Here is a 14999-nt window from a genome sequence, read left to right on the forward strand (position 1 = left end):
CGTCGCTCACCGCCGAATCCCCCGGAAATCGTCCACCGGCAGCGAAAAGCACATCGCCGTGTTCGGCTGCTCCACCTGCTTGACCACTTCCTCCACCAGCTTGAACACCTTCTCGACCATCGCCTCGGGCATGACGCTCATGATCACGCGCCCGCCCGTGCTCTCGCCGAACATCCCGGCCAGTCCGGCGAAGACCGGCATCTCGCTGCGGATGATCTCGCCCATCCCGCGCGATTCGATCACCGTCGCCCCCTGCACGCCCACGTCCAGAAAACCCGTGAGAATCTCGTCCAGCAGGTCCGGCTGATTGAGGATGATCACGAACAACTTGTGATTGACGGCTTCGTCAGACATGCCGCCCGTCCTCCGCCGTGAGGCGCTCGTACAGATCCGCCCCGTCTTCCGCGTCACGCAGCCGGGCCAGTCCCGACGGGTCGTGACAGATGCGGGCGAGCCGGGCGAGAATGCGAATGTGCTCCCACGCCTGATTCGCCGGGCCGATGAGCATGAACACCAGGTCGACCGACTTGACGCGCGGCGACTGGAAATCGACGCCGCCTCTGACCAGTGCGACCGCCACGAAATTCTCCGTGATGCCGTCGAGCATGGCGTGCGGCAGCGCGACGCCCTCGGGCGTGGCCGTCGACCCTTTGCCCTCGCGCTCCAGGAGCGCCTTGTACAGCGTCTCCGTCGCGATCCCCGACGAAGCCGCATGCACCCGCTCGCTCAATGCATGCAAAAGTTCATCGCGGCTTTGCCCCTCGCCGTCGATCACCCACGCCAGATTGTCCCTGATGTATTGGGTCAGCTTCATCAGCGCCTCGCATATCCAGGTGAATCACCGCGCGTAGTGTAACCGATCCGCAGTCCGTTTAGCGGCGGGACAGCGCCCCGCGTTCTCTTGTACATCCGCGCGAATCAAATGGTTCGACGCACACACCGCAAAAAAACCCCCCGCATAGGCCGCGGGGGGTTTGGCAGGTGGTGGCGACAGTACCGTTGAAACTATTCGTCGTTCGACGCCAACAGTGCGGCAAGCTGATCGAACGAGCCGCCCCATCCGTGCTGATGACCGTCGCGGCGATCGGTCGTGTCGAAGCGCTCATGCACGAGCGTCATCTCGGTCTGATGCCCGACAGGCCGGAACGTCACGGTGATGAGCGTTTCGGTCGGATCATCGTTCCAGCCCCATGTGAAGACGAGGCGGGTGAAGCGGGTGATTTCGCGATAGACGCCGCCGATGAATTTGCAACAGCCGGCTTCGGGGATGTTGCGCTGATGCACTTCGACGCGGTATCGTCCGCCGACGCGCGGATCGTGCTCGACGGGCGTCACCGATTCGACATGATCGCGCGGGCCGACCCATCTGGCGAACTGCTCCAGGTCGAGCCAGGCGTCAAAGACGCGCTGCGGCGGGGCGTCGAAAAGACGCGTGATGCGAAGACTGATGTTCTCACTTGGACCGGCGGTGCTGTTTGCGGGTACGGACACGGGTTTTCCTTTCGGAAGTGGGTTTGGGGGACGCGAGCGACTTGAGGTGCTCATCCAACTGGTCCAGCGATTCGGACCAGAACTTTCGATAAAAGTCCAGCCACGCCGACGCGGAGCGCAGGGCCGCCGGATCGAGCCGCATCCGCCGATGCTGCCCATCGACCCGCCGCACGATCAGCCCCGCTTCCTCGAGCACGCGCAGATGCCGCGACACCGCCGGCGCGGAAATCGCAAACGGCTCCGCCAACTCCCCCGCCGCCGCTTCGCCCTCCGACAAACGCAAGAGAATCGCCCGCCGGGTCGGATCGGCCAAGGCGGCGAAGGTGCGGTCGAGTCGTGGATCGGATATGTTTAACATATCACTTATTTAACCGATATGTTAATCAAAGTCAAGCGCGGGGCCGGTTTTTTTCGACATGGGCCCCAGCGCGATGACAGATGACGCTCACCTGCGGGTCGCGGCTGAACGAAAACATGAAATATCACGGATGACAAGGCACTACTTCGCCCGCATTTTCGTCATCGCGATCGCCAGCCGGATCGCCGCCGCCATCGGTCGGGCGCTGGCCTTGTTTTGTCCGACGATGTCGAAGGCCGTGCCGTGGTCGACGCTGGTGCGGATGATGGGCAGGCCGAGCGTGACGTTCACCGCTTCGTCGAAGGCGAGCATCTTGAGCGGGATGAGGCCCTGATCGTGATACATGGCGACGATCAGGTCGTAGCGATGGCGCGACGCTTCGATGAAAAGCGTGTCGGCGGGGAACGGTCCGCGGGCGTCGATGCCCTGCTCGCGCGCCATGGTGATGGCGGGCGCGATGAGGCGTTCCTCCTCGTCGCCGAACAGCCCGTGCTCGCCGGCGTGCGGATTGAGGCCGCACACGCCGATGACCGGCTCCTCGACGCCCATCGCCTTCAGCGCCGCGTGCCCCAGATCGATCGGATCGAACACGCGCCCGATCGTCAGCACGTTGCGGATGTCCATCAACGGCAGGTGAATCGTCGCCAGCGCGACATTGAGCTTCGGCGAGCAGAACATCATCACACTCCGCCGGCTCTGCGTCCGCGCGGCGAAAAGCTCGGTGTGGCCCGGATACTTGCGATGCCCCGCCAGGAACCACGATTCCTTGCAGATCGGCCCGGTCACGATCGCATCGAGCCGCCCCGGATCGCCGGGCGGGCGCTGCGCCGCATCAATCGCGTCATTCAAAAACGACATCGACGCCTCGCCCCCCTGACGCGTCGCCTGCGGCGTGTTGGGGCCGAGCAGCGTGTACTCGTCGTAATCGAGCACGGTCACATCATGCACCATGTCCGGCCCGATCCGCGCCTGATCGTGCTGCACGCGCCACCAGTACGGATTGATCTCCGCCAGGTCCGCCGCGTACGCCAGCAATTCGTTCATCCCGTAAATGACGAAGCGCGCCTCCGCCCGCAGCGCCGGATCCGCCAGCGCCTTAACCACGACCTCCGCCCCGATCCCCGCCGGGTCGCCCATCGTGATCCCGATTGTCGGACGTACATCGCTCATGCGTCCATCCTACCGCCGTACCCCCCGTTTAGCGACGCCGCTTGCGGCGGGCTCCTGTCTTCGCCTACGCTGTATCATCATGACCGAACCGGGAACTCGCATCCTCTCCATGATGCTCGATCGTCTGTTCGGCGCCCTGGCCAACAGTCCCTCCCTCAACTGCCGTCCGCATCACAGCCGTCAGCGCGTCGATCTTCATCAGCTCGGCCGCCTCGGTGATGTCGACGGCGGGCGCGCCCTGCTGACGATGCTCAGCGATGAGCGACACATCAAACTCACCGGCCACGTCAAACCGCCGCCCAGGCGCGCGCTCGACGCCGACGACGATGATCAACCTCTGACCGAAGAACTGAAGGCGGCCCGACAGGCGTGGCTCGATCAGGCCGGTCTCTTCACCAAGCTGCGCATCGTCGCTGACGAAGCGAGCACGTACGAATCCGACACCGGCGCGTATGTGCTCAACATCGGGTTTCCGCTTCTGAGTCTGCCGCCGGGCGTCGGCGCGGGCGCGGCCCGATCGGCCGGAAGGCGCATCCTCGCGCCCGTCGCCTTCATCCCCGTCGCCCTGACCGTCGCCGGCGGCGCGACGCAGAGCGTCACGCTCGCCTGCAAGGAAGACGAGATCGACCGCGTCGTGCCCAATGCGGCGCTATTGGCGTGGCTCGAACGGCAAACCGGTAAGGCGCCGACGGAACTGTTTGACGATGAGGAAGGCACGCAGCCGTGGCGCGAGATCGCGCACATTGTCCGTTACGTCTGCGGGTCGCTGTCGATCGATGTGCCCGATCTGTTCAAGGTCGACGATCCGCCGTCGGCGCTCGAACTTCGCGCCACGCCCCGGACGGACGATCTCGACGACGCCGCGGTGATTTTGCCCAGTGCGGTGATCGGCCTGTTCCCGCTGGCCAACGAAAGTCTCATGCGCGACACGCAGGCGATGCTCGACGGCGACGCGCTGAGCGGGCCCGTCGAAAGCTTCATCAAAGTCGGCGTGAGTCTCGATCATCCGATCGTTGACGCCGACGCCCCGCCCGACGAGCCGCAGACCAAACGCCCGCGCGTGTTCGCCGACGAGCGCCTCGTCGCGCAGGCCGACCCGTGTCAGGCCCGCGCCGTCACGCTCGCCCGCCAGTGCCGCGGACTGGTCATGCACGGCCCGCCCGGCACCGGCAAATCGCAAACCATCACCAACATCATCGGCGACCACCTCGCCCGCGGGCAGCGCGTCCTGTTCGTCTGCGACAAGCGCACCGCGCTCGATGTGGTGTCGAATCGACTCGAACATCTGGGCCTGGCCAGCTTGTGCGCCCTGGTGCACGATCCGCGGCGTGATCAGAACGATCTTTACAAGAGCATCCGCGAACAACTGGAGAATCTCGCCGAGGCGCGCAGCGATGCGAACGCCGAGCGGGCGCTGGCGAAGACCGATGAGGAGCTGCAGAAGATTCACAGCGAACTGCACGCCCACTGGCGCACGCTCATGCAGCCGGGCCACGAAGGCGCGGCGGGGTTTCATCAGCTCATGGGTCAGTGGATGTCGATCACGCCCGACGAGCCGGTGACGCTGCCGGCGGAAGCCGCGGCGGCGGTCACGCCCGACATGGTCGAAGCACACGTCACGGATGTCACGACCGTGCTCGAGCATGCGCGGCGGGTCGGGTATCCGACGAATCCGTGGCGACAGTGTGCGGGCGTCGCGCTGGGCGATTTTCTGGCACGGCCGATGGCGGACGTGCGCGCGGCGATGAGCGACTGCGTGACGGCGGCACGCGCGGCGGATGCGACCCCCGGAGGTTTGCCCTTCGATGTCGCGCCGCCGATCGGCGAGCAGGCGGCGGCGCGGGCGGCGATCGCGCCCGAGTTGCGCAAAGTGATGTCGCACATTCCGCCGGCGCCGCGCAAAGGTTGGGCCGAGGCGACGCCCGCCGCGCGGCTGACCGCCAAGCAGAAACTCGCCGATGCTCAGCCGCATGTCACAACCTTCCTGGCGGCCCCGCTGGAGAGCGAACTGGCGATGATCGCCCGCGAGATGCGGCTGAGCATTGCGGACGTGGCCCGGCACATCGGCGCGCTCGATGCGTATCTGAGCATCGCGGACAAGTGGTACGCGCTGCTGTGTTTGGGCGCGAAGAAGGCGGCGGGACTGACGCTGCGGCCGTTCGGATTGAGCGTCGATGCGGCATCAGCGGAGCGGCTCAAGACGTTCCTGCAAGGCGTGCGCGCCCGCATGGTGCTCACCGCACTGCATGCAGAGCTGACGCATCAGACGCCCGTTTCGCCGCAGCTCGATGACGCGACGCTCGAGCGGTGCATCATCGATCACACCGCCGTGCTCGATCTGCTGACGCGCGTCGACGGCGAAGCGGCGCTCAAGTCATGCGCGAAGGCGATCTTCGAGGCGATGGCGCAGGCGGAGGCGCCGGCCGTCGAGCCGCTGATGGTCGGACTGGAGGCGTCGCCCAAGCGGGCGGCCGCGCTCGAGGCGCTGTTCGCCCGGCTGCGCGGAACGAAGCTGTTCACGGTCGCGTGGTTGGACAAGGCGTGGGGTCATGTGCTGGCGGGTCAGACGATCGGCGACGATGTGGCGGCGCTGGCGGAGTCGCTGGATCATCTGGAGGGCGTGCTGCGCGTGCGGGACGGATTGGCGGCGCTGCCGCAGACGATGCGCGATCTGGTCAAGCCGCTGATTACAGCCGGCTCGCGCGTCGAGCCGGGGCTTGCGGTGTTGCGAAAAGCCGGGTTTGCCGCCGAAATCGCCCGGCGGCTCAAGAGCGATGCGAACCTGCAGAACATCGACGGCCAGCGCATCGAAGCGAGCTTCACGCGCTACCGCCAGCTCGATCAACATAAGAAGACGCTGGTGCGCGACGCGGTCGTGCATCGGTGGCTGAGCGTGCAGAAGGAGCGGCTGCTGGCGTCGACGGGCTCTCGGCTCAACAGCGTCGGCGCAGACATGAAGCGCCGCCTGACGATGCGCGGGCGCAATGCGCTGCGCCTGCGGCAGGTCGTCGCGCTGGGCGCGACGGTCGAGGGGGGCGATCCGCTCATGGACCTGCGGCCCGTGTGGATGGCGAGTCCCGAGACGGTCGCGCAGGTGTTCGGGCGCACGCCGGTGTTCGATGTCGTCGTGTTCGACGAAGCTTCGCAGTGCCGATTGGAGGAAGCGCTACCCGTGCTGACGCGGGCGAAGCGCGTCGTCATCGCCGGCGACCCGAAGCAGCTTCCGCCCACGCGGTTTTTCGAGTCCGCCGTCGTCGCCTCCGAAGCGGAGGAAATCGAAAACGAGGAGCAGCTTTTCGAATCGCAGACGGGCGAGATCGAGGACCTGCTCACGGCGGCGCTGAGTCTGGAGGTGCAGTCGTGCTATCTGGACGTGCACTACCGCTCGAGCAATTCCGATCTGATCGCGTTCAGCAACGATCAGTTTTATCACAGCCGGTTGCAGCCGATTCCGGGGCATCCGAATAACCGCACGCGCTACGCCCCGCTGACGCTCTACACCGCCGGCGGCATCTACAAGGATCGGACAAACCCGGCGGAGGCCCAGCGCGTGGTGCAGATCGTGCGCGATCTACTGAAGCGGGCGAGTCCGCCGTCGATCGGCATCGCGTGCTTCAATCTTTCGCAGCGCGACTTGATCGTCGAGACGCTCGACGCGGCGGCGATGGAGGATGCCCAGTTCGGGCGACGGCTGGCGGAGGCGCGGCAGCGGCGCGGCACGGCTTCGTTCGAGGGCTTGTTCGTCAAGAACCTGGAGAACGTGCAGGGCGACGAGCGGGATCACATGATCATCAGCACGACGTACGGCCCGGACGAAAAGGGCCGATTTTACCGGCGATTCGGCCCATTGGGCCGCGCCGGCGGGGGGCGGCGGCTCAACGTGCTCGTCACGCGGGCGCGCGATGAGGTGCATCTGGTGACGAGCATCCCGGCGGAGATCTACCGCGCCCTGCCGCCGATTCCGCCGGGGCAGGCGCCGACGGGCGGGTATCTGCTCTTTTCGTATCTGCATTACGCGGAGCGGCTCGCCGAGTTGTACGAACAGCAGTTCCGGATTCTCGAAGCGGCGCGCACGGCGGAGAAGGCGCAGGTGTTCGTGCGGTCCAGCGCGTTCCCCTCGAAGTTCGCGGCGGCGACGGCGCATCATCTGGCGGGCGCGCACAACGTCGGGTCGGATGTGCACTGGGGCAACGACGGGTTCTGCGTGGACATGGCGCTGCATCATCCGGTGCGGGCGGAGGACCGGACGCTGGGCGTGCTGTGCGACCTGACGCGCTTCGAGAAGGCGGAGGACCCGATCGAATGGGAGGCGTTCCGCACGATGGTGCTCGAGTCGCAGGGCTGGACGCTGCATCGAGTGTGGACCCCGCAGGTGTATCGCGATCCGACGGGCACGATGAACCGGATCATCCGCGCGGCGCATCAGGTCGTCACGCAGCAGGATGAGGAAAACGGCGTGATCCGCACGGAGACTTGAGCGCGCGTGAAGGCACGGGGGCACTGAAGTGCCCCCGCCTTTGGTGAAACGGGGCGTTGCGGTTAATCTACCGGCTCTATGTCGACATTGACCCTCAAGAACGGCCGCGTGATTGATCCGGCGTCGGGCCTCGACGCGGTGACGGACATCACGCTTTCGGCTGGAAAAGTCGCCAAAATCGGCAAGGTGGCCAAGCCGACCGGTCCGGTGTTCGACGCGTCGGGCTGCCTCGTGAGCCCCGGCCTGATCGATCCGCACGTGCACTTCCGCGAGCCGGGGCAGGAGGAAAAGGAAACGATCGCCACGGGCGCCGCCAGCGCCGTTCATGGCGGGTTCACGAGCGTGTGCTGCATGCCGAACACGCGGCCCGCGCTCGACGACGACGGGCGCATCGAATTCGTCTACAAGCAGGCGGCGAAGGCGGACCTGTGCAACGTGTATCCGGTGGGCGCGATCACCAAGGGCCGCAAGGGCGAGGAGCTGGCGGAGATCAACCTGATGGCGCGCAGCGGCGCGGTGGCGTTCAGCGACGACGGCATCGCGGTGGCCAGCGCGTCGGTGATGGCCAAGGCGCTGCGCTACATCGCCACGACCGGCCGACCGATCATGCAGCACTGCGAGGAGCCGTCGCTCACCAAGGGCGGGGTGATGAACGCGGGATTGCTGGCGACGCGGTTGGGACTCGGCGGCTGGCCGGCGGTGGCGGAGGAACTGATCATCCAGCGCGACGTGATGCTCAACGAATCGATCCGCTGCGCGTATCACGTGCAGCATCTGACGAGCGCCGGCGGCGTCGACATCGTCCGCCGGGCGCGCAAGGCGGGCCAACCCGTGACCGCCGAGGCCTCGCCGCATCATCTGCTATTGACGGAGGACGCCTGTGCCGAGTATGACACCAACGCGAAGATGAATCCGCCGCTGCGGACGAAGGCGGACATCAAGGCGATCATCAAGGGCATCAAGGACGGCGTCATCACGATCCTCGCCACCGACCACGCCCCGCACACGCGCGAGGAAAAGGAACTGGAATTCGCCAGCGCCCCCTTCGGGATCATCGGCCTGGACTGCGCCCTGCCGCTTTACGCCCTGGCGCTGATCGACTCGGGCGCGATCGACTGGGCGGCGATGCTGGCGATGATGACGATCAATCCCGCGAAGCTGTGCGGGCTGCACGGCAAGGGCACGCTCGCCGAGGGAGCGGATGCGGATGTGACGATCATCGATCCGAAAGAGACATGGACCATTGATGTGAACGCGTTCGAGAGCAAGTCGCGCAATTGTCCGTTCGGGGGATGGAACGTGACCGGGCGCGCGATCGCGACGATTGTCGGCGGGAAGATCAAGATGAATCGCGACGCGGATCGCATTCGATGATGTAAAGCCGCGACCGGCGGTCGCGCTCTTTTTGTATGGTTGTCCACGTTTGGCGGAGCGCGACCAGCGGTCGCGGCTTTACAGGGAGTCACGCATGGCGCGGACATTGGGTTATCACGTCGTCAAATCCGGTTATGGGTTGTGGCTGCCGGGTGATGAGCGCGGGCATTGGTCGGATGCGTGGGATGAACAGATCGGATATGTCGAGCCCCATGTTTTGCATGCCGGCGATGCGGTGCGGCAGCGCATGGCGGCGGAGCGCATGAAGCACCCGCCGGTTCGGCTCGACGCGATGATGTTGTTGTGGGTGTCGCAAACCATCGCGCGATGTTGTGAGGAGTCGCCGTGGCGAATCGCCGCCGCTTCGATCGAACCGACGCACACGCATCTGCTGATCACGTATTCGGGGACGGATATCGACCGCACGACGAAATGGCTCGCGGATCAGACGACCAAGGCGGTGCATCAGCACACGCGGCATGTCGGACCGATCTGGGCAAAGGGCAAATGGTGCTCATTCGTGTACGACGCGGCGTATTGGAATCACATCGTCGATTACATCGAACGCCACAACATCCGTCGCGGTGTCGGAGCGCGGCCGTACGCATGGGTGACCCCCATGCGAATGCCCGACGTGTAAAGCCGCGACCGGCGGTCGCGCTCTTTGTAGGGTTGTCCACGTTTGGCGGAGCGCGACCGGCGGTCGCGGCTTTACATGGGGGGTTGATCAGCGATTTTGATGAGCATTTCGACGGCTTGTTCGACCCAGCCGGAGTCCCAGTGGTGGCGGCGCTCCGGGCCGTCCGCGAATTCGTGGGGGATCTGAAGCTGATCGAGCAATGTGTGCGCCCGCTGCATGTCGTCACGGAAATGGTCGTACCCGAGCAGGGCGAGGCGTTCGCGGCGGTGGAGGATACGGGCCTTGTCACGGAAGGCGCGGGGCAGGGCGTAGAGGTCGAAGTTCTGCTGAGTGCCGAAGATCGGGCCCATGCCGTAATTGTCGGGCGCTTCCTTCATGAGCGGCGCGTCCCATGCGGCGGCGGCGTCGAACAGATCGGGGAAGCGGATCGCCAGACTCATCGCGCCCCAACCGCTCTTGGAAAAGCCCAGCAGCAGGCGCTGCTTGGCCTGCGGATAAAGCTCATCGACGGCGGGGACGATGGCCTTGACCATGTAGCTTTCCTGCTGCAGGTCGGCGCTGGACGGATGATTGGCGTACCAGGGCAGCGCGGTGAACGTCGGCGCGACGACGAGCAGGTTGTACTTGCTTTGCAGGTCGAGGCGCTGGACGGTGGTGAACCCGTCGCCGAACTGTTCGCCGCGGCCGGCCTCGACAGGCAGGACGAAGAGCACGCGCATCGGCTTGGCGGCGTCGAAGGGTTTGTCGGGTGTGAGGATGCGCAGCGTGTTTTCACCGGGCTGAAAACGCGAGCGGAGAATCACGGTCGTGACGTGCCCTTCCTGTTTTTTGTCACCGAGTTCGAAGGCGGGCGTGATGATCGGGCCGGCGGCTTCGGGGGCGGCGACGGGCTTGGGCGGCATCGGGCCGAGGTCGGCGGTTTGATTGGCGCCGGTGACGGGGGGCGTCACGGGGGCGGGGGTTGGGGTGGGCGTCGGGGGCGGTGTCGTTGGTGCGGGTGTTGGCGCCGCTTCGCGGCTGCCGCTAACGGGAGGTGCGGGCGCCTGCGGGGGATTGAGTTGGGCGAGCATGGCGCGGACGGCGTCGGAGGTCGCGCCGGTGCCATGCTCTTCGAGGAAACCGTCGAACAACTGCTGCGTCTGACGGCGGCGCTCGTCGAGCGTCAGACCCGAGCGATTGATGTCAAAAAGGTCCGCGGTCAGGAGCCAGAAATCGCCCACGGCCGCCGCCTCCGGCTGATCGAGCGCCTTGGTGCGACGCGCGGCGGAGCGCAGGCGCGACAGTGATCGGTCGACCGCCGGGTCGGCGGGCCAGCGCTGGACGATGGCGTACAGGGCCTGCATCTGCATCGACAGGGCGTGCATATGCAGCGGGCCGGTCTGGGTGATCATCGCAAGCTGCGACGCATCATCGGCCAGGTCGTTGAGCTGCTTTTTGACCGCGGCTTCGTCGGCCGCGGGACCGGGCATCAACATGGCCTTGCGCATGCGGGCCAGAAGCGCGGCCTCCTGCGAATTAGAGACGACGAAGAGGTTCGGGTCGGTCGCATCGCCCGTCGCGTTGGCCCCCGCCGGCGCGTCGCCGGGCGAGGCGTCGTCGAGATTCGGCGGCGTGAGCGGGTCGGCGAGCCCGCTCTTGATCTGCTTGCTGGGCGGCTCGGGCGTGAGCGGATCGTGGATCGGGCCGCTCTTGATCTGCGCCGTCGCGGCGGCGATGAGCAGCGGCACGATCAGCAGGGCGTTACGGACACGCAACATGAAAAGCTCCCTGTACGGCAAGGTCACCCCATTGTACCGCGCGATCCACTTGAATGTGCAGCGCTATAATCGAGCGATGCGATACCGACAGGTATTGCACAGGGTCGTCCCGGATTGACATCAAATCACCACGGATGGATAACGCTCCCCATGACACGCCTCGCACGGACGCGCCAACATTTCGAACCGCAGCGCATTGAGATCGGCAAGCTTTTCGACAAGCTTCCGCCGCACTCGATCGAAGCGGAGATGAGTCTGATCGGTTCGCTGATCATGGCGGGGACGGAGAACGTGCACATCGTCGGCGAGGTGATGCAGGCCATCAAAAGCCCCGCTGATTTCTATCAGCCGCGTCACGCCCAGATTTACGAATGCCTGCTGGAGCTTTACGACCAGCACCAGTCGATCGACCTCGTGCAGCTCATGCAGCGTCTGCGCGACCGGCAGGCGGACGAAGCGGTGGGCGGGATCGATTATCTGGTGCAGCTCGCCGAGTCGGTGCCGACGTCGACGAACGCGCCGCACTACGCGCGGATCGTGCGCGACAAGGCGAAGCTGCGCGGGCTCATCAATGCGGCGGGGACGATTCTGCATGAGGCCTACGAGTCCGCCGAGCCGCCGAACCTCATCCTTGATAAGGCCGAGAAGCTGATTTTCGACATCGCGCAGTTCGCCACGACCGACGAGGCGGCGGCGCTGAGCGATCTGGTGCATCAGACATTCGAGGCACTGGAGGCGCGTCGCGAAGCGGGCGGGTCGATCACGGGGCTGCACACCGGATACTACCAGCTTGACGAAATGCTCAGCGGGCTTCAGCGCGGCGAGATGATCATCCTCGCGGCTCGCCCGTCGATGGGCAAAACCGCGCTGGCCTTGAACATCGCCGAGCATATCGCCGTGGATAATCGTCAGCCCGTGGCGGTGTTCAGCATCGAAATGGGCAAGCAGCAGCTCGCCGAGCGTCTGCTCAGTTCGCGGTCGGGCGTCGATGCACAGCGCATGCGTCGCAACATGCTCAACGCCGACGACATCGGCCGGCTCCAGTCCGCCGGCGGCGAGCTGTCCGACGCCCCGATGTTCATCGATGACACGCCGGGCCTCTCCGTCCTTCAGCTTCGCGCCAAGGCCCGCCGACTCTACTCGCGCCATCAGATCAAGGCCATCATGATCGATTACCTGCAATTGATGACCAGCCCCGGCGCCGAGAGCCGGCAGAACGAAGTGGGCGAGATCAGCCGCGGCGTCAAGGCGCTGGCGCGCGAACTCAATGTCCCGGTCATCTGTCTGTCGCAGCTGAATCGAAACCCCGAGGGCCGCGAGTCCAAGAAGCCGATGTTGAGCGATCTTCGCGAATCCGGCTCGATCGAACAGGATGCGGACGTGGTCATGATGCTCCACCGCGAAGACTATTACCATCACGATGACGAATGGCGGGCCGAAAACCCCGACAAAGTCGGCGTGGCGGAACTGATCATCGCCAAACAGCGCAACGGACCCACCGGCACCGTCCCCCTCCAGTTCGACGGAAAGACGACGCGCTTCAACAATCTCGCCCGCGGCTACAGCGACATCGAGTAGCCCTCGCACATCCCGATCAGCCCGCGTAGACTATCCGCCATGAAACGCGTCCTGATCATCGCCAATCTCAACAAGGAAGAGGTCCACAAGGCCCTGGCGAAATTCCGCCCGTTCCTCGAGGGCCGCGCGCACATCGTCGGCGAACTGGACGTGTACGAAACCGACCCCATCACCCACGAAGCCGACCTCGCCGTCGTGTTCGGCGGCGACGGAACCATGCTCGGCCTCGCCCGCCGCATCGTCGACGCCGGCATCCCCGTCGTCGGCGTCAACTTCGGCAAACTCGGATTCCTCGCACCCTTCCGACTCGACGAAGTCCGCGATCGATGGGACGACATCGCCGCCGGCAAGCTCCCCGCTCGTCAACGCGTCATGCTCGAAGCCACCATCACCGAAACTGGGGCCGACAAGCCGCACTTCCGATCCCTGGGCACCAATGACTGCGTCGTCACCGCCGGCCCGCCCTACCGCATGATCGAACTCGAACTGACCATCAACCCCGACCACCGCCCCGCCGCCGCCAATATCTTCTCCGGCGACGGCGTCATCGTCGCCACACCCACCGGCTCCACCGCCTACAACCTCTCCGCCGGCGGACCCATCGTCGCCCCCGATGTCGAATCCCTCGTCGTCACCCCCGTCTGCCCGCACACCCTCTCCTTCCGCCCCACCGTCCTGTCCACCGAAGACCTCATCCAACTCCGCGTCCTCCGCGTCAACGATGGCACAACCGTCGTCCTCGACGGCCAGGTCTCCGCCCCGCTCCACGCCGGCTCCGTCCTCACCATCCGCGCCTACCCCAAACGCCTCAACGTCATCGCCAACCCCAACTCCGGCTACTGGAAGACCCTCGCCGAAAAAATGCACTGGGCCCGCCGCCCACGCTTCGAATAACCCACCCCCCGGCCCGCCTCGCTTCAGCGAGGCGGGACCCCCCCACGTCAAATCCCCATTCGCACCGGCGCGGCAACCCCACCGCTTTTCGCCCTCCCCGTGCGCCCCCCTTCCCATCTCAAAATCGCACCTTTTCGCGCACCACGCCGTCACAACGCGCGCCTCCGCACGCCCGTGCGCACCGGCGCGACCGGCTCCGTCACCCCCATGCGCGCCTTTCCACGACTTATATCAACTCATGCGCACCGTCGCGTCCGATTCGCCATCCCCGTGCGCGAAAAGCGACACCACGATGCGCCAACCTCTGCGACATCCCATTTCGACCCACACCCCCGCGTGAGGGCCGTTCGACAAGCTCACGACAAGCACGCCGGCTCCGACTCCCCGCGGCTTACGATCAACTTCCGTTTTGCGCGGCAAGTCCGAGCCGGGCTGCCCTCAGCCCGGGGTTTTAATTCGATGGTCAAAATTGAACTTGAGCACGGCGCGATGATCTGATATCACCAATCACGAACAAGCGGTCCGGTGGACGCAACCAATTTTTCGGGGTCTCTGTGATGATCGACCTCTTGATGCCTGCCCTGCTGATCATGCTCGGCATCAGCATGATCATCGAAGGCAAACGGCTTCAACGTTTGAACGAACCCCGCAGCCGCGACCACCGGCGCGGAAAGCGGCTGCTGGTCGGCGCCGTGTTCTGCGGCGCAGTCACCTAGGTCCGGTTCAGATGTTGTCCGGGCCAGCCCGGACACGAAAGCCATGAAGAGGCACGACGCGAATGAAATGTCCGCCGCCAATCCACGCCCCGACCTATGATGCATACGGGTTCGTCAATTGGTCCGGGCAGGCCCGGACCTACGAAACTGTGTGAAGGCCGGGCGGTGTGCGAATTGACATGAGAATGCCCCGGCGGGTGGGTCGTTCGACAAGCTCACGACAGGCACGCCGGCGCGGAGTCCGCAGGGATCATGACACGGAAAAGGCAATGGACATGGTGGATCGTGTGCATGGTCGCACCGTGGTGCCTGCTGCCGCTGGCGGTGTGGGATCAGACGCCTCATCGATACGACTTTTTCATCGTCGGGTTCGTGACGATTGCGCCCGTCGTGGGCGCGATCGTCTTCAGCATCCGGCTGGGACTGCCGGAGTGGTGGAGATGCATCTCGCTCGTCGCCGCGACAATGGCGATCTACTCGATCGAGCTGCCCGCCATACTTGTTTGCATCTTTGTGCTGGGCGGCGGCGACCTGGGGCAATGAC

The 14999-nt window shown here is 65.3% G+C and carries 12 protein-coding genes and 1 pseudogene; 7 read left to right on the plus strand and 6 right to left on the minus strand.

What is annotated here, in order from left to right:
- Positions 1–6: 6 nt before the first annotated feature.
- The 5 genes from GC162_04025 to pdxA all read right to left on the minus strand — a co-directional run bounded on the left by GC162_04025 (position 7) and on the right by pdxA (position 3019).
- On the minus strand, positions 7–354 hold the full coding sequence (locus GC162_04025; GenBank protein MBI1367803.1) for a hypothetical protein: 348 nt from the start codon (positions 352–354) through the stop codon (positions 7–9).
- A complete protein-coding gene (locus GC162_04030; GenBank protein MBI1367804.1) occupies positions 347–814 on the minus strand; it encodes a hypothetical protein in 468 nt (155 codons plus the stop codon). Before GC162_04030 ends, GC162_04025 begins: the two co-directional genes overlap by 8 nt.
- Before the next feature lie 191 nt (positions 815–1005).
- Positions 1006–1545 (minus strand): SRPBCC domain-containing protein, encoded by a 540-nt coding sequence (locus GC162_04035; GenBank protein ID MBI1367805.1) that lies wholly within the window; start codon positions 1543–1545, stop codon positions 1006–1008.
- Positions 1454–1840, minus strand: coding sequence for a metalloregulator ArsR/SmtB family transcription factor (locus GC162_04040; GenBank protein ID MBI1367806.1), 387 nt, complete (start codon positions 1838–1840; stop codon positions 1454–1456). The genes GC162_04035 and GC162_04040 overlap by 92 nt, the downstream gene beginning before the upstream one ends.
- Positions 1841–1990: 150 nt before the next feature.
- On the minus strand, positions 1991–3019 hold the full coding sequence (gene pdxA / locus GC162_04045; protein ID MBI1367807.1) for a 4-hydroxythreonine-4-phosphate dehydrogenase PdxA: 1029 nt from the start codon (positions 3017–3019) through the stop codon (positions 1991–1993).
- Here pdxA and GC162_04050 point away from each other — a divergent pair.
- The 3 genes from GC162_04050 (at position 2901) to GC162_04060 (ending at position 9510) form a co-directional block, all read left to right on the plus strand.
- Positions 2901–7496 (plus strand): DUF4011 domain-containing protein, encoded by a 4596-nt coding sequence (locus tag GC162_04050; protein ID MBI1367808.1) that lies wholly within the window; start codon positions 2901–2903, stop codon positions 7494–7496. The two genes, pdxA and GC162_04050, sit on opposite strands and share 119 nt — an antisense overlap.
- Before the next feature lie 78 nt (positions 7497–7574).
- On the plus strand, positions 7575–8870 hold the full coding sequence (locus tag GC162_04055) for an amidohydrolase family protein (protein MBI1367809.1): 1296 nt from the start codon (positions 7575–7577) through the stop codon (positions 8868–8870).
- Positions 8871–8964: 94 nt separating this feature from the next.
- Positions 8965–9510, plus strand: a complete 546-nt coding sequence (locus tag GC162_04060) for a hypothetical protein (GenBank protein ID MBI1367810.1) — start codon at positions 8965–8967, stop codon at positions 9508–9510.
- Between the two features lie 71 nt (positions 9511–9581).
- On the opposite strand, the gene GC162_04065 is transcribed toward GC162_04060, so the two are convergent.
- Complete coding sequence (locus GC162_04065; GenBank protein MBI1367811.1) at positions 9582–11267, minus strand: hypothetical protein; 1686 nt, start codon at positions 11265–11267, stop codon at positions 9582–9584.
- Positions 11268–11278: 11 nt separating this feature from the next.
- On the opposite strand from GC162_04065, the pseudogene GC162_04070 reads away from it, so the two are divergent.
- The 4 genes and pseudogenes from GC162_04070 to GC162_04085 all read left to right on the plus strand — a co-directional run bounded on the left by GC162_04070 (position 11279) and on the right by GC162_04085 (position 14998).
- Positions 11279–11320, plus strand: a pseudogene (locus GC162_04070) (hypothetical protein).
- Between the two features lie 97 nt (positions 11321–11417).
- Positions 11418–12845 carry a replicative DNA helicase gene (gene dnaB, locus GC162_04075; GenBank protein ID MBI1367812.1) on the plus strand — a complete coding sequence of 476 codons (1428 nt, stop codon included), beginning with the start codon at positions 11418–11420 and terminating at the stop codon, positions 12843–12845.
- 39 nt (positions 12846–12884) lie between these two features.
- Positions 12885–13739, plus strand: a complete 855-nt coding sequence (locus GC162_04080; protein ID MBI1367813.1) for a hypothetical protein — start codon at positions 12885–12887, stop codon at positions 13737–13739.
- A 968-nt stretch (positions 13740–14707) separates the two neighbouring features.
- Positions 14708–14998 (plus strand): hypothetical protein, encoded by a 291-nt coding sequence (locus GC162_04085; protein ID MBI1367814.1) that lies wholly within the window; start codon positions 14708–14710, stop codon positions 14996–14998.
- The last annotated feature ends 1 nt before the right edge of the window (position 14999 follow it).

The organism is Planctomycetota bacterium, from assembly GCA_016125255.1.
Taxonomy (GTDB): domain Bacteria; phylum Planctomycetota; class Phycisphaerae; order Phycisphaerales; family Zrk34; genus RI-421.